17 protein-coding genes and 1 pseudogene are annotated in these 20690 nt (G+C 61.6%); 9 read left to right on the forward strand and 9 right to left on the reverse strand.

Features of this window, described 5'->3' with window-relative positions; genetic code table 11:
• Positions 1 to 523: 523 nt before the first annotated feature.
• Complete coding sequence (locus EUB48_RS02905) at positions 524 to 1384, reverse strand: MurR/RpiR family transcriptional regulator (protein WP_142817539.1); 861 nt, start codon at positions 1382 to 1384, stop codon at positions 524 to 526.
• Positions 1385 to 1460: 76 nt separating this feature from the next.
• Positions 1461 to 2927: a glucose-6-phosphate dehydrogenase gene (zwf, locus tag EUB48_RS02910; protein ID WP_142817540.1), complete on the reverse strand. Its 1467-nt coding sequence runs from the start codon at positions 2925 to 2927 to the stop codon at positions 1461 to 1463.
• A gap of 62 nt (positions 2928 to 2989) precedes the next feature.
• Between zwf and tal the strand changes: the two genes are divergently transcribed.
• Together tal and pgi are read left to right on the forward strand one after the other, a co-directional pair.
• Positions 2990 to 3937: a transaldolase gene (gene tal, locus EUB48_RS02915; RefSeq protein WP_142817541.1), complete on the forward strand. Its 948-nt coding sequence runs from the start codon at positions 2990 to 2992 to the stop codon at positions 3935 to 3937.
• Positions 3938 to 3939: 2 nt separating this feature from the next.
• On the forward strand, positions 3940 to 5541 hold the full coding sequence (pgi, locus tag EUB48_RS02920; RefSeq protein ID WP_142817542.1) for a glucose-6-phosphate isomerase: 1602 nt from the start codon (positions 3940 to 3942) through the stop codon (positions 5539 to 5541).
• A 111-nt stretch (positions 5542 to 5652) separates the two neighbouring features.
• Here the strand turns inward: pgi and EUB48_RS02925 are convergent, their stop codons facing one another.
• The 3 genes from EUB48_RS02925 to EUB48_RS02935 are packed head-to-tail and all read right to left on the reverse strand — an operon-like array spanning position 5653 to position 8370.
• Positions 5653 to 6513: an ABC transporter permease gene (locus EUB48_RS02925; RefSeq protein WP_142821063.1), complete on the reverse strand. Its 861-nt coding sequence runs from the start codon at positions 6511 to 6513 to the stop codon at positions 5653 to 5655.
• 35 nt (positions 6514 to 6548) lie between these two features.
• Positions 6549 to 7355, reverse strand: coding sequence for an ABC transporter ATP-binding protein (locus EUB48_RS02930; protein WP_142817543.1), 807 nt, complete (start codon positions 7353 to 7355; stop codon positions 6549 to 6551).
• Between the two features lies 1 nt (position 7356).
• Entirely contained in the window at positions 7357 to 8370 is a 1014-nt protein-coding gene (locus EUB48_RS02935; RefSeq protein ID WP_142817544.1) for an ABC transporter substrate-binding protein, read from the reverse strand.
• Between the two features lie 157 nt (positions 8371 to 8527).
• On the opposite strand from EUB48_RS02935, the gene EUB48_RS02940 reads away from it, so the two are divergent.
• Entirely contained in the window at positions 8528 to 9202 is a 675-nt protein-coding gene (locus EUB48_RS02940; RefSeq protein ID WP_142817545.1) for a response regulator, read from the forward strand.
• Positions 9195 to 10613, forward strand: coding sequence for a sensor histidine kinase (locus EUB48_RS02945; RefSeq protein ID WP_142817546.1), 1419 nt, complete (start codon positions 9195 to 9197; stop codon positions 10611 to 10613). Before EUB48_RS02940 ends, EUB48_RS02945 begins: the two co-directional genes overlap by 8 nt.
• 82 nt (positions 10614 to 10695) lie before the next feature.
• On the opposite strand, the gene groL is transcribed toward EUB48_RS02945, so the two are convergent.
• From groL to EUB48_RS02960, 3 genes are all read right to left on the reverse strand, one after another.
• Positions 10696 to 12348, reverse strand: a complete 1653-nt coding sequence (gene groL / locus EUB48_RS02950) for a chaperonin GroEL (protein ID WP_142817547.1) — start codon at positions 12346 to 12348, stop codon at positions 10696 to 10698.
• Positions 12349 to 12397: 49 nt separating this feature from the next.
• Positions 12398 to 12688, reverse strand: a complete 291-nt coding sequence (gene groES, locus EUB48_RS02955) for a co-chaperone GroES (RefSeq protein WP_077563207.1) — start codon at positions 12686 to 12688, stop codon at positions 12398 to 12400.
• Between the two features lie 553 nt (positions 12689 to 13241).
• On the reverse strand, positions 13242 to 13772 hold the full coding sequence (locus tag EUB48_RS02960; RefSeq protein ID WP_142817548.1) for a helix-turn-helix domain-containing protein: 531 nt from the start codon (positions 13770 to 13772) through the stop codon (positions 13242 to 13244).
• Positions 13773 to 14494: 722 nt separating this feature from the next.
• Here EUB48_RS02960 and EUB48_RS02965 point away from each other — a divergent pair.
• The 5 genes from EUB48_RS02965 to EUB48_RS02985 are packed head-to-tail and all read left to right on the forward strand — an operon-like array spanning position 14495 to position 19881.
• Positions 14495 to 15166, forward strand: coding sequence for a TnsA endonuclease N-terminal domain-containing protein (locus tag EUB48_RS02965; RefSeq protein WP_142817549.1), 672 nt, complete (start codon positions 14495 to 14497; stop codon positions 15164 to 15166).
• Entirely contained in the window at positions 15123 to 17132 is a 2010-nt protein-coding gene (locus EUB48_RS02970; RefSeq protein ID WP_142817550.1) for an integrase catalytic domain-containing protein, read from the forward strand. The genes EUB48_RS02965 and EUB48_RS02970 overlap by 44 nt, the downstream gene beginning before the upstream one ends.
• On the forward strand, positions 17129 to 18106 hold the full coding sequence (locus EUB48_RS02975; protein WP_142817551.1) for a TniB family NTP-binding protein: 978 nt from the start codon (positions 17129 to 17131) through the stop codon (positions 18104 to 18106). Before EUB48_RS02970 ends, EUB48_RS02975 begins: the two co-directional genes overlap by 4 nt.
• Positions 18081 to 19052, forward strand: coding sequence for a TniQ family protein (locus tag EUB48_RS02980; RefSeq protein WP_168226686.1), 972 nt, complete (start codon positions 18081 to 18083; stop codon positions 19050 to 19052). The genes EUB48_RS02975 and EUB48_RS02980 overlap by 26 nt, the downstream gene beginning before the upstream one ends.
• Before the next feature lies 1 nt (position 19053).
• The gene (locus tag EUB48_RS02985) at positions 19054 to 19881 is read left to right on the forward strand and encodes a TniQ family protein (protein ID WP_142817553.1); all 828 of its coding nucleotides are present in this window, start codon (positions 19054 to 19056) and stop codon (positions 19879 to 19881) included.
• A 110-nt stretch (positions 19882 to 19991) separates the two neighbouring features.
• Here the strand turns inward: EUB48_RS02985 and EUB48_RS02990 are convergent.
• Positions 19992 to 20673, reverse strand: a pseudogene (locus tag EUB48_RS02990) (IS30 family transposase); the annotation flags it as partial.
• Between the last annotated feature and the right edge of the window lie 17 nt (positions 20674 to 20690).

Genomic DNA, 20690 nt, shown 5'->3' on the forward strand with positions numbered 1-20690 from the left:
CGCGCAACTGGGTCTCGCGCTCCTGGGCACGGCGCTGCTCCGCGGCGTCGCGCTCGGCGTTTGTGGGAACCTGCGCCCCTGCAAGGGTACCGATGGATGAAAGGGCGCAGCCAGTCAGGGCGGCGACTATGAATGTATGTGCGGATCCACTTGCCCGCGTCCTCGCTTGCATTGTGTTGTTTCCCCCCTGTCGCTGGCGAGCCCGATGTCGCTGCACGTTAATACATTTTGTTACGAAGTTTAACAAACCTGCAATGTAACAGGCGCAGCGCTCATGTCTGCATCGACGCAAGGAGGTCAATTTGTGCCAATTTCGTGAAATAGTTGGCAAATTGCGCGTCAGGGCGCCACTGTTTTGGCGCTGACAAGAAATAACGGCTCGCAGGCGCCCGGCCCACGCCGGGTTCGGCCAGGGATCAGGGCCGGCCACCTCCCGGTGGCAGAAGATTGAATCTGCGTACTATCAGGTTGATAGCAGATATCGAAGAGCCAGCGGGCGCTACAGCCACTTTTCCTGCAAATATCAGGTGTAGCGCTTGCTGCGCAGGTTGTCCTTCATGCCCTGCAGCAGCGGCTGCAGCTTGTCGCCGCCGATGCGCAGGGCCACGCAGGTCGCCAGCACGTCGATGATCATCAGGTGCAGCAGCCGCGACACCATGGGGCTGTAGCGGTCATAGCCCTCGGGATGGTCGGCCGCCAGGTGGATGTGCCCGGCCTGCTGCGTGACATTGGCCAGCGGCGAGCCGCTGGCGGTGATCACGATGGTGGTGGCGCCGTTTTTGCGCGCGATGCCGGCGGCGTCCATCAGGTCCCTTGTGCGCCCCGAGTTGGAGATCACCACCACGCAGTCGCCCGGACCCAGGAGCGAGGCGCTCATGACCTGCATGTGGCCGTCGCTGTAGGCGATGGCGCTGCCGCCGAGCCGGAAAAACTTGTGCTGCGCGTCCTGCGCCACGATGCCGGAATTGCCGACGCCGAAGAACTCGATGCGCTTGCCTGTGCGGTAGGTATTGGCCAATGCGTCGACGGCCTTTTCAATGGCCGCGCTGCTGGCATCGTTGCGGTACTTGAGGAAGGCCGCCACCGTGTTGTCGATGACCTTGACCAGCACGTCGCTGGTCTTGTCGTCCATGTCGACACTGCGATGGATGAAGGGCACGCCCTCGCTCACGCTGCCGGCCAGCTTGAGCTTGAAGTCGGACAGCCCGTCGTAGCCCATGCTGCGGCAAAAGCGGATCACCGTGGGCTTGCTCACATGCGAGCGGTCGGCCAGCTCGCTCACCGGCAGGTTGGCAAAGGCGCGCGGGTCGGCCAGCACCAGCTTGCCCACGCGCTGCTCGGCGGGTGCCAGCGAAGGGAGCGACGCCTTGATGCGGTCTAGCATGGCGCCGCCGGGCCGCCCCAAGGCGACAAGCCCCTCTCGGGGGGCAGCGCATTACACGAAGTGAAAAGCGTGGGGGTCAACATTCCTCACTCCAGCAATAACCGTCGCGCGCGATCATCGCGCTGGCGGCGCTCGGTCCCCAGGTGCCGGCCGCATAGGGCCGCGGGCCTTGCGGATCGCCCTGCCAGAAGTCCAGGATCGGCTCGACCCAGCGCCAGGCTTCCTCCTGCTCGTCGCTGCGCACGAACAGGTTGAGCCGGCCGTCGATCACATCGAGCAGCAGGCGCTCATAGGCGCCCACGCGCTCCGCGCCGAAACGCGTGTCGAAGTCGAGGTCGAGCTGCACGGGGGCCAGCGATTGCGCCGAAGTTCGTGTGTTCTGGCGGTTGTCCTGCCCCTGCGCGAGCAGGTGCAGTTCGAGGCCGTCCTTGGGCTGAAGGTTGATCACGAGACGGTTCGCCGCGCCCAGCGGCGCCTTGAAAATCGCGTGCGGCGTCGGGCGGAAGTTCACCTCGATGTGCGCATCGCGCGAGGCCAGCCGCTTGCCGGTGCGAATGTAGAACGGCACGCCGGCCCAGCGCCAGTTGGCGATTTCGGTGCGCAGCGCGACGAAGGTCTCGGTGCGGCTGTTGGGGTTGACACCAGCCTCGTCGCGGTAGCCGGGCACCGCGACGCCGCCCATGTTGCCGGCCGCGTATTGCCCGCGCACCACGTGCTGCGACAGGGTCTGCGGCGTCCACGGCGCGAGCGAGCGCAGCACCTTGAGCTTTTCGTCGCGGATGGCATCGGCATGGGCGTTGATGGGCGGCTCCATGCCGATGGCGCACAGCAGCTGCAGCGCATGGTTTTGCACCATGTCGCGCAGCGTGCCGGTGGTCTCGTAAAAGGCGCCGCGTTTTTCGACGCCCAGGTCCTCGGCGATCGTGATCTGGATGTTGGCAATGGTCTCGCGCCGCCACAGCGGCTCGAACAGCGCGTTGCCAAAGCGCAGCGCAAACAGGTTCTGCACCGAGGGCTTGCCCAGGTAGTGGTCGATGCGAAACACCTGGCGCTCGCTGAAGGCGCGGCACACAATGGCGTTGATGGCGCGGTTCGACGCCAGGTCGTGGCCCAGTGGCTTTTCCAGCACGATCCGGGTGTTGGGCCAGTTCAGGCCGGCCGCGGCAATCTGCTCGCAGGTGGTGCCGAACAGTGCCGGCGCGGTGGCGACATACATCACCACGGTGTCGGCCTCGCGCTCGCCCAGGCGCGCGGCCAGGCGCGCGTAGTCGTCGGGCCTGGACAGGTCCATGCGCACGAACTGGAGCAGGTCGGCAAAGCGCGCAAACTCCTCGGCGTTCGGGCGCTTGGCGCCTTCGACGCTGTCGAAGCGGGTCTGGATCAGGGCGCGGTATTGCGCGTCGGTCAGATCGTCGCGCGCGACGCCGATGATGCGCCCGCCCTCGGGCAGGGTGCCATGGCGAAAGGCCTGGAACAGCGCGGGCATCAGCTTGCGCCAGGCCAGGTCGCCGGTGCCGCCAAACAGGACAAGATCGAAGGACATTTTTTTACGAGTTACATGGAAACGGATTTGTAATGTAACTTTATTTCAAAGATAATTCAACGATGAACCAACTCGATGCCCTCAAACAGTTCACCACCGTGGTCGCCGACTCGGGTGATTTCCGCCAGCTCGACGCCTTCAAGCCGCGCGATGCCACCACCAATCCGTCGCTGATTCTGAAGGCGGTGCAAAAGGCCGAGTACCGCTCGCTGCTGACCGACACGGTCACCCAATTCCGCGGCCGCGCACTCGACGAAATCGTGGACCGGCTGCTGGTGCGCTTCGGTGCCGAGATCCTGGCCATCATTCCCGGGCGCGTGTCCACCGAGGTCGACGCCCGGCTGAGCTTCGACACGAACGCCAGCGTCACGCGGGCCGAGCGCATCGTCGAGCTGTACCAGGCCGAGGGCATTCACATCGATCGCGTGCTGGTCAAGGTGGCCGCCACCTGGGAAGGTATCCAGGCCGCGGCGCAACTGGAGCGACGCGGCATCCACACCAACCTGACGCTGCTGTTCTCGTTCTGCCAGGCGGTGGCCTGCGGCCAGGCCAGGGTGCAACTGATCTCGCCGTTCGTCGGCCGTATCTACGACTGGTACAAGAAGACCGCCGGGGCGGCCTGGGACGAAGTCGCCAACGCGGGCGCCAACGACCCCGGCGTGAAGTCGGTGCGGCAGATCTACAACCACTACAAGCACTTCGGCATCGCGACAGAGATCATGGGCGCGAGCTTTCGCAACGTGGGCCAGATCGTGGCGCTGGCCGGCTGCGACCTGCTGACCATCAGCCCCGAACTGCTCGCGCAGCTGGCCGCCAGCAAGGCCCCTTTGGTGCGCGCGCTGGACCCGCAGGCGGCGAAGGCGCTGGACCTGCCGGCCGTGAATTTCGACGAAGCCGGCTTTCGCTATGCGCTCAACGAAGATGCCATGGCCACCGACAAGCTGGCCGAGGGTATCCGCGCGTTCGCGGCCGATGCGGTCAAACTGGAACAACTCATCCTGGCAGCCTGAGCATGGCGGTGCCGACGCGCCCACGTGGTGACCAGACCGCCGCCTGGCGGGCGTTGCAGGACGCGAGCCGCGCGGGTGGCCGCAACTTCGGCGACTTCGATCTGCGCGATGCCTTCGCGACCGATCCACAGCGATTTGCGGCGTTCAGCCAGAGCGCGCCGCACGTCTTCGCCGACCTGTCGAAGAACCTGATCGACGACGCCACGCAGGCGCTGCTGTTCGAACTCGCTCGGCGGTGCGGCGTCGAGGCGCACCGCGATGCGATGTTCGCGGGCGAGAAGATCAACACGACAGAGCAGCGCGCCGTACTCCACCATTTGTTGAGAAAACCGGCTCAAGCCCATGCCAGTCATGCGCAATCAGCTATCAATAGTGAAGCAAACGGGTTGACGCATGAACTCGCGCAGGTGCACGCCACGCTGGACGCGATGCTGGCCTACGCGCAGGCCGTGCGCTTGGATGCCGCCATCACCGACGTCGTCAACATCGGCATTGGCGGCTCCGACCTCGGGCCGCAGATGGCGGTGCTGGCGCTCGATGAATTCACCCTGCCGGGCAAGCGCTTTCACTTTGTCTCGAACGTGGACGGCCATGAGCTGGCCGCAGTGCTCAAGCACCTCAGGCCACAGAACACGCTGTTCCTGATCGCCTCCAAGACCTTCACCACGGCGGAGACCATGACCAATGCGCAGTCGGCGCGGCGCTGGTTCGAAGGGCAGGGCGGCACCGACATGGCGCGCCACTTTGCGGCGCTCACCACCAACGTGGCGGCGGCCCGCGAGTTTGGCATCACGACCACCTTTGGTTTCTGGGACTGGGTCGGCGGGCGCTATTCCCTGTGGTCGGCCATCGGGCTGCCGATTGCCATCGCCATCGGCGAGGCCGGGTTTCGGGACTTCCTGGCGGGCGCGCATGCGATGGACGAGCATTTCCGCACGGCGCCGCTGCAACGGAACCTGCCCGTGCGCCTGGGCCTGCTCGACGTCTGGTACCGCAACTTCCTGGGCTTCACCAGCCGCAGCATCGCGCCGTACCACAGCGCCCTCAAGCGGCTGCCGGCCTATTTGCAGCAGCTCGAGATGGAGAGCAACGGCAAGCGCGTCGACCTGCAGGGCCAGGCGCTGCCGTTCGGCACCGCGCCGGTGCTGTGGGGCGAGCCCGGCACCAACGGCCAGCATGCGTATTTCCAGATGCTGCACCAGGGCACGGATGTGGTGCCGGTCGAATTTGTTGCGGTCAGGAAGCCGATGCATGACCTGCCGGGACATCACGACCGGCTGCTGGCCAACGCCCTGGCGCAGGCGCAGGCGCTGATGGTGGGCCAGGTGGACGCGGGTGGGCATCGCCACTTTCCCGGCAACCGGCCCAGCACCTTCCTGCTGTTAGAGGAGCTGACGCCGGCGAGTCTGGGCGCGCTGCTCGCGCTGCAGGAGCACCGCGTGTTCTCAAGCGGCTCGGTCTGGGGCATCAACAGTTTCGACCAGTGGGGCGTCGAACTCGGCAAGGTGCTGGCCCGGGACATCGAGCCGCGGCTGCAGTCGGGGGACAGCACGGGACTGGACGGTTCCACGGCCGGCCTGTTGCAAAAACTGAGAGCCAAATAGGCTGCAAGCCATTGCAGTTCGTACGCAGTCAGCTATAAAACAAATAGCACGCAAGAAAAACCCGCAGGTCGCAAGACCGTGGGGTTCTGTTTCGGGGTTTTGTCTGAAACGTCAGAATGCCGCGGGCCGCCATTTGAGCAAGCGCTTTTCCAGCCGCGTCAGGATGAAGTCGGCCACCAGCGCGACCGCCGCGAGCACGATCATCGCGGCGAACACGCCACTGGCATTGAACGCACCCTGCGCGGTGGAGATCAGCAGGCCCATGCCCTGCTTGGCACCGAGGAATTCGCCCACCACGGCACCCACCAGCGCAAAGCCGAAGCTCACATGCAGGCTTGCCAGGATCCAGGACATGGCCGAGGGGATGACGACAGAGGTGGTGAGCTGGCGCTTGGACGCGCCGAGGATGCGCGCATTCGCGATCAGGTACTTATCGGCCTCGCGCACGCCCTGGAAGGCGTTGCCGAACACGACGAAGAACACCATCACCACGGCCAGCGCCACCTTGGAGGCCATGCCCAGCCCGAGCGCGATGACGAACACCGAGCCGAGCACCACGCGCGGGATCGAGTTGGCGATCTGGATGTACAGGCTGAACACGTCGGCCAGCAGCTTGTTGCGGCCCAGCAGGATGCCGCAGATGATGCCGCCGATGCCGCCGATCAGGAAGCCGATCATGGTCTCCTCCAGTGTCACGGCCACCTGCACCCACAGCGGGCCCTGCGAGGTGCCGTCGCGAATCCATTCGACGATCTGCGCCCAGATCAGCGAGGGCTGGGAGTAGAAGAAGGGGTCGATCCATTTCAGGTTGGCGCTCAGCTCCCAGCCGCCCAGCACCAGCACCAGCACCGCAATGCGCAGGCCGATGATCACGAAGCGGTGCCGGCGGATGGCCGCTTGCGCGACGACGGATTCGCGCGCCAGCGCCTCGTCGCTGAGGGAGGCGGGCAGGGCCTGATGACCCGGGCTCATGGCAGATGTGGCAATGGCATTCATGGCAAGTCTCTTTAATGAATCACGACTTCTTCGCGCAAGTCGGCCCAGATGTGCTTGGATAGCTCAATGAAGTGCGGGTCGTAGCGCACCTCCGACATGACGCGTGGGCGCGGCAGGTCAATCTCGTACACGCGCTTGAGCGTGGCCGGGCGCGCCGACAGCACAAACACGCGGTCGGCCAGCGCGATGGCTTCCTCCAGGTCGTGCGTGACGAAAACCACCGAGCCGCCCGTGCCCGACCACAGTTGCAGCAGCTCGTCCTGCATCAGCGTGCGGGTCTGCATGTCGAGCGCCGAAAAGGGCTCATCCATCAACAGGATCTCGGGGCTGTTGATGAAAGTCTGCGCCAGCGCCACGCGCTTGCGCATGCCGCCCGAGAGCTGGTGCGGGTAATGGTTGCCGAACGTGTCCAGGCCGACGCGGGCAATCCAGTCCGCGGCGAGCGCGTGGGCCTGTTTCTTCGGCATGCCGCGAAACAGCGGACCGGCCGCGACGTTGTCCGCCACGCTGCGCCACGGGAACACCGCGTCGGCCTGGAACACGAAGCCGATGCGCGGGTCGATGCCCTGCACCGGCTGGCCCATGACGTCCACCTCGCCTACGGTCGGGCGGAGCAGGCCGGTGATCATGTTCAGCGTGGTCGACTTGCCGCAGCCGGTGGGGCCGACGATGGCGACAAATTCGCCGCGCGCCACCGACATGGTGAAGTTGCGCAACGCCACCGTGGCGTTGCCGTCCGCGGAAATGAAGCGCAGCGAGACATCGCGGAAGTCGATCGCCGGGGTGTTTCCGGCGCTGGCCGGCAGGTCGTTCTTCATGTTACTTGGGGGCGCTCAGGTAGGCGTTGGTGTAGGTCTTGGACAGGTCGATGTTCTTGCTCTTGACCAGCGGCTTGTAGGTCGCGAGCACCTTGAGCACCGTTTCCGGGCCGCCGGCGGGCATGCGCGCATCGCTGGTGAACATCGGCAGCGAGGACTTCAGCGCCTGCACATACAGCGCCTTGTCGCTGCCGTAGTAGTCGCGCGGCACCAGTTCGGCAATCTGCTCGGCCGTGTGCGTGTGGATATAGGCCATGGTGCGCGCGAAGGCCTGCGCCAGCTTGGAAGCCTGCTCCTTGTGCGCTTCGGCCCAGGTGTTTTGCACGTACAGGCTGGCCGCCGGGTACAGGCCGCCCAGCGCCGCCTTTGTGCCCTCTTCGGTGCGCAGGTCCACCAGCACCTGGGCGTCGCCGGTCTTGAGCATCTGCGACACGGTGGGCTCGGTCGTCATGCCGGCCTGGATGCGGTCCTGCTTGATGGCGGCGATGAAGGAGTTGCCCGCACCGACCGGCAGGAGCGAATAATCCTTCGAGGCGACGCCCTGGCGATCGGCCAGGTAGCGGGTCAGGAAATCGGTGGACGAGCCCAGCCCGGTCACGCCGAGCGTCTTGCCCTTGGCGTCGGCCATGCTCTTGAAGCCTGCAGCCGCCGCCTTGGTCGAGACCAATTCCACCTCACCGGGCACCTTGCAGAACACTGCGATCGCCTGGACTTCCTTGCCCTTGCTCTGCAGGTCGATGGTGTGGTCGTAAAAGCCCACCACGCCCTGCACGGCGCCGGCGATCAGCTGGTTTTCGGCGTCCACGCCGGCGGGCTGCGACTGCAGCTCCACGCTCAGGCCGGCGTCCTTGAAGTAGCCCAGCGCCTCGGTCAGCTTGGCCGGCAGGTAGATGATCTTGTTGATGCCGCCCACCATGATGGTGATGGGCGCATCGGCGGCCTGGGCGAGGGGAGCGGCGGCGGCCAGGGCCGTGCAAAGGGCGGCGGTGAGCAGGGTACGGCGTGAAGGACGCATGGTGTGTAATCTCCTGGGTGATGAACAAGGACTGCGAGCACTGGCGCCGCAGGACCCTGCCAGTCTAGGAAATGCCATCCTTCGGGCAGCTTTCGCCCGCTGGCGAAATTTCTCATGGTTAACCCTAGTTTGTAAAATTGACCGAGCCGCCTTTCCCATGAAGCTCCTGCTCATCGAAGACAACCTGCAGCTGGCCCATTGGCTGGCCAGCTTGCTGCGCGAGCAGAATTTCGTGGTGGACCACATGGAGGACGGGGATGCCGCCGACCGCCAGCTGCAGCAGGCGCGCTACGACGTGGTGCTGCTGGACCTGAACATCCCGCGCCTTTCGGGGAAGGGCGTGCTGCGCCGGCTGCGCGAGCGGCGCGACGAGGTGCCGGTGCTGATCCTGACCGCGGCCGCATCGCTCGACCAGAAGGTGCAGTGCCTGGAAATCGGCGCCGACGACTATCTGGTCAAGCCGTTTGAAGCCCGCGAGCTGGTGGCGCGCATCAAGGCGCTGGTGCGCCGCCAGGTGCCGGGCAAGGCCAATGACATGAGCTGCGGCGATTTGCACTACGACCTGCGCACGCGCCAGTTCGCGCTGGCCGGGCATGAACTGGCGCTGCCGCCGCGCGAGCGCACGCTCCTGGAGACGCTGATGCTCCGGAGCGGCAGCACCGTGCCCAAACAGACGCTGATCGACGGCCTGTTCGACCTGGACGACGAGCCCAGTGCCGACGCGCTCGAGCTGTACGTGCATCGCCTGCGCAAGAAACTTGAGGGCAGCCAGGCCACCATCATCACCCTGCGCGGCGTCGGCTACCTGCTGCGAACTCGCGACGATGGCTAGCCTGCGCCTGCGCCTGGCGGCGTGGCTGCTGCTGCCGCTGTCGGTGTTCGTGGCGGTCTGCGGCTATCTGAATTGGCAAAACGCCGCGGAGGTGGCCGACTACGTGCAGGACCATGACCTGCTGGCCTCGGCCAAGGTGTTGTCGGACCGGCTGATCTGGGAAGGCGATGACATCCGGGCCAGCGTGCCGCCGGCGGCGCTGAGTCTGTTTGTCTCGCCCGCCCGCGACCGCGTCTTCTTGAGTGTGACGGGCGCCGATGGGCGGCTGCTGGCAGGCTCGCCGGATTTTCCCATGCCGCCGTCACGGCGACTCGCAGGGGTGGACCGGGCGCAGTGGTATGACGCCACATTCGACGGCTTGCGCGTGCGCGCGGTGATCACCCAGCGCTCGATGTACGACGTGGGCGGCGCACGGGATGTCACGATTGCGGTCGGCAAGACCACGGGCAGCCGCGACCACATGCTGCGCACCTTGTGGTGGCCGTCCATGGAGTATTTGCTGGTGGCGCTGGTGCTGGCCATTGTGCTGACGACGCTGGCGCTGACCTGGGAGCTGCGCCCGGTCGTGCGGCTGAGCCGCCAGCTCGCGCAGCGCGACCCGCTGCACCTGGACTTCGTGGTGGATGCGCATGCGCTGCACACGGAGCTGCGCCCCGTGGCCGAGACCATCAACCGGTTCGTGCGCCAGCTCAAGATGCACTCCGAGGCGCAGCGGCGCTTCATTGCCGATGCGGCGCATCAACTGCGCACGCCGCTGGCGCTGCAGGCCTCGCAGATCGAGTACGCGCGCTACACGCGAGCGCACCGGCAGAACTGGGAGACGCGCCGCGCCGACATGGACACGCTGTGGCTGGCCATGCAGACCAGCAACCGCCGGCTGGTGGACGTGACCAACAAGCTGCTGCTGCTGGCGCAGGCCGAGCATGGCGATGCACACACGCGCCTGGAGCGGGTCGATCTCGCCGCGGTGGCGCTGCGCAGCGTGGAACAGCTGGCGGCGCTGGCGGATCGTCGTCACATCGATCTGGGCCTAGACGCACCGCAGGCTGCGGGGACCGCGGCGGTGCAGGCGCAACCCGCGCTGCTCGATGCGCTGGTGACCAACCTGCTGGAGAACGCGCTGCGCTACACGCAGGAGGGCGGGCGCGTAACGGTGGGCGTGCGCGTGGCCGGCGCGGTCGTCGAATTGACGGTGGAAGACAACGGGCCAGGCATTCCGGCCGAGGCAATGGAGCGCGTGTTCGAGCGCTTCTACCGCGTCGCGCAGGACACCGAGGGTACCGGGCTGGGACTGGCGATCGTGCAGGAGATCGCACGCGCGTTTGGCGCCACAATCCAGCTCGCCGCCAACCCGCACGAGGCGCACGGCCTGCTGGTAACGGTGCGCTTTCCCGCGGGCGTTTCCACGTAAAAAGCCCCCGCAGGTCGTGCAACCTGCGGGGGCTTTGGGGCCTGCTTCGCTGGTTGGACCAGCGAAGTCGGTCAGTGCGGGATTACATGCCCATGTCGCCCATGCCGCCCATGCCGCCCATGCCGCCGGGCATGCCGCCGCCAGCAGGACCTTCGTCCTTCGGGGACTCGGCCACCATGGCTTCGGTCGTCAGCATCAGCGAGGCCACGGAGGCGGCGTTCTGCAGTGCGGTGCGGGTCACCTTGGTCGGGTCCAGAATGCCCATCTCGATCATGTCGCCATAGGTGTCGTTGGCTGCGTTGAAGCCATAGTTGCCCTTGCCGGCCAGCACGGCGTTGACCACGACAGAGGCTTCGCCACCAGCGTTGTAGACAATCTCGCGCAGCGGGGATTCGATGGCCTTGAGGACCAGCTTGATGCCCGCGTCCTGGTCGGCGTTATCACCCTTGATGGTGCCTGCGGCCTGCTTGGCGCGCAGCAGCGCCACACCGCCACCGGCCACGATGCCTTCTTCCACCGCAGCGCGCGTAGCGTGCAGGGCGTCTTCGACACGCGCCTTCTTTTCCTTCATTTCGATCTCGGTGGTCGCACCGACCTTGATCACAGCCACGCCGCCGGCGAGTTTCGCAACACGCTCCTGCAGTTTTTCGCGGTCGTAGTCGGAGGTGGCTTCCTCGATCTGCACGCGCACCTGCTTGACGCGGGCTTCGATGTCCTTGGCTTCGCCGGCTCCGTCGATGATGGTGGTGTTTTCCTTGCCCACCTCGATGCGCTTGGCCTGGCCCAGGTCAGCCAGCGTGACTTTTTCCAGCGTCAGGCCGACTTCTTCGGCGATGACCTTGCCGCCGGTCAGGATGGCGATGTCTTCCAGCATGGCCTTGCGGCGGTCGCCGAAGCCCGGGGCCTTGACAGCCACGACCTTCAGGATGCCGCGCAGGGTGTTGACCACCAGCGTGGCCAGGGCTTCGCCCTCGACTTCTTCGGCAATGATGAGCAGCGGACGGCCGGCCTTGGCCACCTGCTCGAGCACGGGCAGCAGGTCGCGGATGTTGCTGATCTTCTTGTCGAACAGCAGCACGAACGGGTTATCCAGCAGTGCGGATTGCTTTTCGGGGTTGTTGATGAAGTAGGGCGACAGGTAGCCGCGGTCGAACTGCATGCCTTCAACCACGTCGAGTTCGTTGTCCAGGCTCTTGCCGTCTTCCACGGTGATCACGCCTTCCTTGCCAACCTTGTCCATCGCATCGGCAATGATCTTGCCAATGGATTCGTCAGAGTTGGCGGAAATCGAGCCAACCTGGGCAATTTCCTTGGAGGTGGTGGTGGCCTTGGAGGCTTTCTTCAGCTGCTCGACCAAAGCGACCACGGCCTTGTCGATGCCGCGCTTGAGGTCCATCGGGTTCATGCCGGCGGCCACGTACTTCATGCCTTCGTGCACGATGGCCTGGGCCAGCACGGTGGCGGTGGTGGTGCCGTCGCCGGCGTTGTCAGAGGTCTTGGACGCGACTTCCTTGACCATCTGCGCGCCCATGTTCTGCAGCTTGTCTTTCAGTTCGATTTCCTTGGCCACGGACACACCGTCCTTGGTCACGGTGGGGGCGCCGAACGAACGCTCGAGCACCACGTTGCGGCCCTTGGGGCCCAGGGTGACCTTGACTGCATTGGCCAGGATGTTCACACCCTCGACCATGCGCGCGCGGGCTTCGCCGCCGAAAATGACGTCTTTTGCTGCCATGTTGATTCTCCAGATTCAGTTGATTGATAACGTGTGAAAGAGCGGGAAATTACTTCTCGACGACCGCAAACAGGTCTTCTTCTTTCATGACAAGCAGTTCGTCGCCATCGACCTTGACGGTCTGGCCGCTGTATTTGCCAAACAGCACACGGTCGCCGACCTTGACGGCCATGGGGCTCAGATCGCCCTTGTCGTTCTTTTTGCCGGGGCCAACGGCCAGCACTTCACCCTGATCGGGCTTTTCGGCGGCGTTGTCGGGGATCACGATGCCAGAGGCGGTCTTGGTTTCGCTTTCAACGCGTTTGACGATCACGCGGTCGTGCAAAGGACGAAGTTTCATAAGTGCTCCTTGTTTTAAAACAATGGGTTTGGGAATCAAAAGCAGCCACCGGAAAGCAACTGCCTGCCAACTCGCTGGATCGAGCGCTTGTTAGCACTCAATGCGGTCGAGTGCTAATGATAAGGGTTTTTAGCGGATTTTCAAGGGGCGCCGATAGCCGGCAACGCAATTTCGGGTCAGATGCCGGCTCTCGGTGTCGATTCTGGGTCAGTTCAGAACTTTTCGCTCTTAATTGTGAACATTTTTGACAAGCCAGTGAACGTAACTTGTTGCCGCGCTTGGGTTTTCTCACAGGCGGTCAAGAGTTTGGGCTGATGCGCCCTCGGACTTTTGAGGACACCATCAAGCAAGATGTTGAAAATAGGTGGTCGAACAAAATTTCAGAAATAACTGCGAATACCTACGTCGGATCAGGCAAAGTTGTGCGTCAGGGGCAAATGCCGCCTGGTTCCAATGCTTCGTGGCGTACCTCAACTTAACTTCAACCCGAACGGATCGGTTGATGCCTAGTGCCCAACGATATTTGTCCAACAATATGTCGAGCCGGGTAAGGTCAGCCGCCAACCTTGACTCTTGGAGTTGGGCGTGCCCCTGTTCTGCCCGCCCGCGAGGGAACGCCGTGGATCCGATCCGTGGTTGCCTCGCTATCAATGTGCTCAATGGCTGCGGTGACAAATTTTATAGAGGCCACCTCAAGGCGTCGCACGTCTCTCTCTGGTATGTACTTGCGAAGGCCTATTTCCTGCTGAAATATCTTCCAAACCAGCACCCTTTGCAGCTTCTTCCCTGACTCAGTAATTCTGAAGCTGGTCAGTGATTGTCCTTGTCCACGCTTGATTCGGGAGACAAATCCGTTTTGCTCTAAATGACCGAGGTGGCCAATCAAGTTGGTGCGGCCCAGGCCAGTAAGCATTTCAATCGAACGATAGTTGGCTGGCTGGCCATTCTCCAGTGCAACAAGCACTGATGCCGCTGCCGGGCTGAGGCCCAGCGGCGCTGCTGCGACTGAGATTAGCCGCACGGCGGCGGCGGCGGCTCGAGCCAAGTTGATGCTATAGGAAATGGAAACGGCATCTCTAACCACGGTTATGCCTCTCGCAAGCACGTTGGCTCAATCCAACAAGAATTGATGATTTCGCGAATGTCAATTTTGACATTAATTGGGCGACTCATGCCTGAAGGCATGGGGTGTGCGAATTTCATATTTACGCCGATGATCGATGTGCAAATTGAATTGAACGCATCAATGGAGCAAAGGTACGACCGCCCAGGTTGAATCTTGATTGCCAAGTCCCCTATAGTCCCGCGACATTTGAAGGATGCGCGAGAAAAACCGACCCGAAGCACAGCCCAGCCAAGCAAAACCAACGACCCTGGAAGAGGAGGTACAGGCGTTCCTCCTTGAACGCTACGGACCTTTGGTGCCTGCTGGGGAACTTTGGAAGGTCTTGCACTTTCCGACGGCCGATGCGTTCAGGCGGGCCGTTTTACACGGGCGCGTCTCGCTACAACTATTCACACTGAAAGGAAGACGTGGAAGATTCGCCGCGGCCTCAGCGGTGGCCGCATACATCGCCGCTGACTCATCTGCAGCCCAGAGGATTCAAGACATGCCGAAGTAAATAAATAGAGGGCAGATTGGGCCCCAAAACCCAAAACGGCCACCTTAAAGGGCAGCCGTCTTGAGGAGTACACAGAAAAACTGATACGTCGAAGCAACGCCAGTTTCCCCAGTACTCCTCCCAAAGTCAAGCGATCTAAATCCCAACTGTTGCCGGGATGAGACAACCTTTGCCTGGAGAAAGCATGAAACCGTCAAATCGTAAGGTCGTGAAACGCGCGCCCCATCGCACCGTGCGCGTCATCAACCAACCCCATACCCTCACGGCACCCGTGGAGTGCGAGTCTGAGCTTGAGCGAGACTTCGTGCGTCGGGCCACACTGTTCCCCTGGACCAAAGCGGTTATTCACCAGCCGTTTGTGTTTGAACTGGCGAGCCAGCGGCGATACACCACCGACTACCTCGTCGAACTGGTAAGCGGCCAGAAAATCGTCGTGGAGGTGAAGCACAGCCACAAAGTCGAGGAATACCGGGACACATTTGACCAAGCTAAGTGTCAAGCAGTCGAGGCTGGCATGACATTTTTGGTCAGCACGGAAAAGCAACTGCAAACGGGAGGCATCAACGAGCGGGTGAGCATGCTCATGCGCTACAACAAGGCTTGTTTCGACGGCGCCAAATCCGCCGCGACCGTCGAGGCGGTGGACAACTGTCCTCAAGGCATCGCGCTAGCCGCCTTGCGCGAGATGACCGGCGTGAGCCTCCCCCATGTCCTTCACCTAGTTGCCCGCAGGAGGTTGGTCCTACCACCGCCTTTTAACCTTGCCGGCGACACCCTAATCCATTCCATTCACAAATTCCTGGAGGGCGATCATGCAATTTTCTTTGCACAGTGGATTGATGCTAAGCCATGGTGACAAGGCTTACGAACTGATGCGGCTCGTCGAGGACGACGTGGTGTTGGAGGAGACCTTGACGCGCCGTCCCAAGACAATGCGCAGAACTGACCTTCTAAATGGCATATGGGACAAGCACTGGCGAATACTGATCGATGTTCCCAATTCCAGCCCGCCTGAGGAACTTGCCGATGTTGGCCCGAGGGATCTGTCAACGCTGGTTGAGCGTGACCTTCAGGTGGTCACCCGGAAGATGGCCTACGTAGAGGGCATCAGAAAAAGGAAGCTCCGGCGCGGAATGCGCAAAAAAATCCAGGACCTCATTCCGAAGATCGCCAAGAATATCGAGGACGAGAAGCCGCCAAGCGCTTCCAGTGTGATGGACTGGTGCAGGGACTATGAAAAGTCGGGAAATTCGCCATGGGCTCTTGTCGACGGCAACCTGCGCCGCAGGCGTCATAAGCGTCTAAAGCCACGGGTCGAAGAAGTGATCCGGCGGGTTCTGAAAAATGAATATTTCAATCTCAATCGGCTGACGATCCGCCATGCGGCTGACATGATCGCGCGCGAGCTCACCGTGCTCGTGAAAGCCGGAGAAGTGGAGGAAAAGGACGGCAAGGTCAGCTACTCAACCGTGGCCAAGCGCGTTCTGGACGTCGACGTCTACGACAGGGTACGTTCGCGCGAAGGCGCCGATCGTGCCAGGGCTGTCATGCGCACCACGTTCAAGGGCTCGCGCAGTTGGTATGTCCTGCAGCGGGTAGAGGTGGATCACACCCCCCTCAATTGGGTTGTACTTGATGACAGGACATCGATACCGCTTGGTCGGCCTGTGCTCACTGTGGTCGTTGACTCTTTCAGCGGCTACGTGCTTGGCTTCTACATCAGCTTCTATGGCCCGGGCGTCACAAGCGTGTGCGGCGTACTTCGGAATGCAGTCATGCCCAAAGTCGGTCTTTGTGCAGGCGTCGAGTTGGAACACCCGTGGCTTGCTGAAGGGCTAGGGGACGAATGGGCTTTAGACAATGGATTGGAGTTTCACTCCAAGGTATTCAAGCTCATAAGTTGGACGTTGGGCATTGATTTGATGTACTGCCGCGTTCGTACCCCCTGGAGCAAGCCTAAGGTTGAGCGCTTCTTTGGGAACCTGAACTTTCTGACGCTAACCAAGGGTCGCGTACATCAATCAAAGGCAAATATTCCACGCTACGACCCGTACTCAGACGCCTGTATCTACTTCTCAGATCTAGTGCGTGGCCTACTGATGTACGTTGTCGATGAATATCCGTTCAATCCCAACGAGCGCAAGTTGCTGCGGCCTTATGACCAGTTCGCAGAAGGCCTGGAGCGTTGCCCGCCGGTCAACTATCCGGGGACATGGGACGACTTGCGACTGGTCTCAGGGATGTCGGCCGAACTCACCGTTGGTCCGGGCGGCGTTGAGTTGCGCGGGATTCCTTATGGAGGCGGGGAATTGCTGGCGATGCGCAAACGTACCGGCGAGCGCATCAAGACCTTAGTCAAGTGGGATCCCGACGATATAAACCAGATATCCATCCGGAACCCGATCGACCAGTCGTGGATCACGTCCTTCAGCCGTATTCCTGAATATACCCTTGGCCTGAGCTGGAACCAGCACTTGCAGATCCGCAAGTATGCTCGCGAAAAGCTCAAGGTCTCTGGCGCATATGACACGTTGCAGGCGACGCGCCTGCGGATGCATGAGTTTTGGCAAAACGCGATCAAACTGCCTACCAGACACAAGATCCGGGAGTTTGATGCTGGAGTGCTCTCGGGCGTTACTTCCGCCAAAGTGCTGGGGCAGGAATCCAATCTGAGGACTCAGCCGGGGCCTAAAGACGCAGCGAATTCTGTGCACGCGGCTGGTCTCGCCTCGTCACCAATCATCGTGGCAGACGACGAGTTTGATATCGACGTTCGCGCCATTCCCACTTTCAATACCTACAACTCCCGGAGGGGCGCATGAGTCTCGATACCACATCGATTCACGATAATTTGCTGGAAGAATATGTACATCTCGACCTCGATGGAGAGGATGACTTCGAGGTGCTCAAGCGCCGACTCGCTACATACTCTTCCGAGGCGATCTGGAAGGGGCGAGACATTGATGCCGTCTATGTGCAGTCTTCAATCGCCGAAATGGTAACGGCCGCATTGGACCGTCAGTTTCAGTTGTCGGGGCAATTTTCGCAGCCAATTGGCAGCATGATCATCGGGCCGACCGGCTCGGGGAAAACCACCTTGGGCCAGAGATTTGTCGAGACTCAACCGGGCTTGACTCTCTATGAGCGCGGCTATGGCGCCGTTCAGATCCGGCTTTCCCGGCGGCCCACTGCCGGCCAGATTGTTGGATCCATTTTGGCTGCCTACAAGTACCCATTGAAGTCCTCTGCGCGTCGGGTCTACAGCCGCCTTGGCGTTGCCATGGAGGCGATGCAACAAAGGGGAACCAGAATGCTTTTTATCGACGAGGCTCATCACCTAGTTCATCAAATGAGGCGCGAATCCATCGGCGATGAGGAAACCGAAGCTACTGACGTACTGCGCGCAATAATGGACGAGAGTCGCACTGGAATTGTCCTTTTGGGGCGAGCGGGTTTGAAAGACTTGTCGAAGGTAGATGCGGCACTCGCTGATCGCATCTTGCAGGTTTTTGAGCTCAAGTATTTTGAGCCCAACTTGCAGTGGCTGTCGTTCGTTAAGTCATTCGCAGATGCAGGGGCCAGAACGTTTGGGCTGGAAAAATTGCTGGAAAAGGGGGAGCCGAAGCGTTTGCATCTTGTTACCAATGGAAACATGCGGCGGTTCAAACGGATGGTGACTGAGGCGGTGATGATCGCTGTTGATGCCAAGCGAATGTCTCTTTCGATTGAGGACTTGGCGCTGGCGTTTACCCGCGTCTTTGGGGCTGATCATGTCTTTGACAACCCCTACCTCTAGTGAACCTTTGCCCGTCGTCATTAGCTGGCGTCAAGGGGAGTCTGCGGCCAGCTACTTGCTCCGCGCCACGTCACGCAATCAGCTCTCCCTGGCTTGGTTGCGCCACGCCGCAGGAGTTCCCGAGGGGGGCGCGTTGCGCGCCTCGGATAGTCCATTATTGGCGTGGCTGACAAGTACTGACAAGCACCGACTGATGGACGCGTTCGCGGCACCGGGCAGATGGAACGGGCGGCCGAGCGTTGTGATGAATGGCCAAACAATCCTGCGCTCGACGGCGATTCGCTCAACATTGAAGCCACAACTTTGTCCGCTGTGCGTAAGAGAGACTGGCTACTGCCAGCTCATTTGGGAGTTCGCGCACATTACCGTCTGTCCAGTGCATCATGTCAACATGGTCGACTTCTGCGCGCAATGCGGGCGCTCCCTCGTGTGGGACAGGCCAGCGATCGATATGTGTCGGTGCATGCGACTGATCGGGCTCTCGAATTCCCAGAACGTCTGGGCGCCTGAATCCCTGCTGTGGCAATACAACACTTACTTGGCCAATCGGCTCGCGGGCGAGGGCATCTGGAAGTGGCCCGGTGTTCCGGCCTGGCTGGACTTTCTTTCCCTGGATGGAGTATTCCAAATTGTTCGGGCCTTTGGCGCCCGGCCGGGCCCGTTTGCTAAACCAATGGATCATTCCACTCGGAAGCTGACCACTGCACGGTCGCAGCAAATCTGCATCCGGGGTCTGGAGCGCTTGGCGCGGTTGGAACTGGACAGGGATTTGAGCTCTGAAGTACAAGAGGGCGAGTTGGTGTCGCTGGCCAAACGAAGCTTTCGCGCTAACGATACCGATGTTGCCACCTGGCTGCTCTCGCGCCTTTTTGGGAGCGGTGGCGTCGTGAAAGCGTTTACCCCGTCCCTTATGGCTATCAATCCGCGGCAACTGGACCTGTTTTGAAATGAGCACTACAGAGCAAGCACTGTTTGGGTGCCCGGCTCCATTTCTTGATGAGGCCCCCGTTTCCTGGATATGCAGGCTGGCGTTGTCGCAAGCATCAACGCCCGAAGAGATCACGAAATTGCTCGGACTCGGCGGCAAACGCGATCTTGATGTCAAATTCTCACGCCTGAGTATGGACTGGGTATCGGATCTTTGCGGCCTCGATAGAGGTTGCTTTGCCGCCTCACATGCGGTCCTTACTTCTTACGATCGCGTATATCGGCAGGCGCCGGAAATGCTGCTGTCTATGGAAGGAGTGCCACGCTTTCGCTATTGTCCTGTTTGCCTTGGCGGTCAGCTGACGGCTTACTTTCCGGTTCAATGGAAATTCGCGACGTGGAGTTATTGCCCCGCGCACGGGTGCTTCATGGAAAATCACTGCGAAAGGTGTCTCGCTCCTCTCGTCTTACCAAGGGATCTTGGAGAAATTGTGGCTAACAATAGAGAATATCTGAGCCTTCGAAACTGTGGACGATGTGGGAACGACATGAGCAAGCGTGAGCCATGTTTGGTGGCCGAATTCATTCCGATGCTGGCCGACTGGGAGCAGATGTTAATGACAAACGGCCGAGCATCAATATCAGCTTTCTATCACGGATATTTGACGATCAAGGGCTGGCGGGGAAAGCGCAATATCAAAGAGGTACTGAAGCTGAGGGACAAGGGCGCACTTCACTTTCATGGCTATCGGCTTGACGCGGACGTAGTGCGAAGACGCCAGCAAACGCCACGCGCTGTAAACACATTCAGATCAATTTCGCACCCGATGGTTCGGACGGACCTATGAAAGGCGTCATGGGCAAATATGTGCGATGGCTACAGATCGTCGCCGGTGATAAAGGCGAGCCTGCAGCCATATTGAATGGGCGGTTTGAAGTCTGGGGCGCAACCGGTTGGTCAATGAATCGAAGCCGAAGGTTGCTGTGCCAGGGCGAGCATATGAGCGAACACCGCCAAAGGCGTGTTGAAGCCATGCGTAGCGCGGGGCCGGTTGTTCGGGCTGTCGGCGACCAGGTCCAGTTCTTTCTGGCTGTGGACGCTCAAATCGGTACCCTTGGGCAGGTACTGCCGAAGCAGCCCGTTGGTGTTCTCGCAGGTGCCACGCTGCCAGGGGCTGTGCGGATCACAGAAGTAGACCCTCACGCCCGTGGCGGCGCTCAACTCGTTGTGGCAGGCCCTCTCCTTGCCCTGGTCGTAGGTGAAGCTCTGACGCATCGGTGCTGCAACCGAATTCAGCTTGGCAGTAAAGCCCGCAAGCGCCGAGCCTGCTGTGGCATCAATCATCTTCGCCAGCAGCACCAGACGGCTCGTACGCTCCACCAGCACGCTCACCGAGGACTTGTTGCCCGCCCCCAAGATGGAAGTCACCCTCCCAGTGCCCCGGCATAACGCGATCATTCACCTCGGGCGGGCGCACGTGGATGCTCACCATCTCGGGGATCTGGCCACGGCGACTGTCTCCTCGCATGCGTGGCAGGTGCGTGCCACGGCCCTGACGCAGGTAGGCGATGAGCTGGCGGCGCAGCTCTCCACGCGGCTGGGCGTAGATGGCGGTGTAAATGGTTTCGTGAGACACGTGAATACGCGTGCGGCCAA

The sequence above is a fragment of the Rhodoferax sediminis genome (assembly GCF_006970865.1).
Taxonomy (GTDB): domain Bacteria; phylum Pseudomonadota; class Gammaproteobacteria; order Burkholderiales; family Burkholderiaceae_C; genus Rhodoferax_A; species Rhodoferax_A sediminis.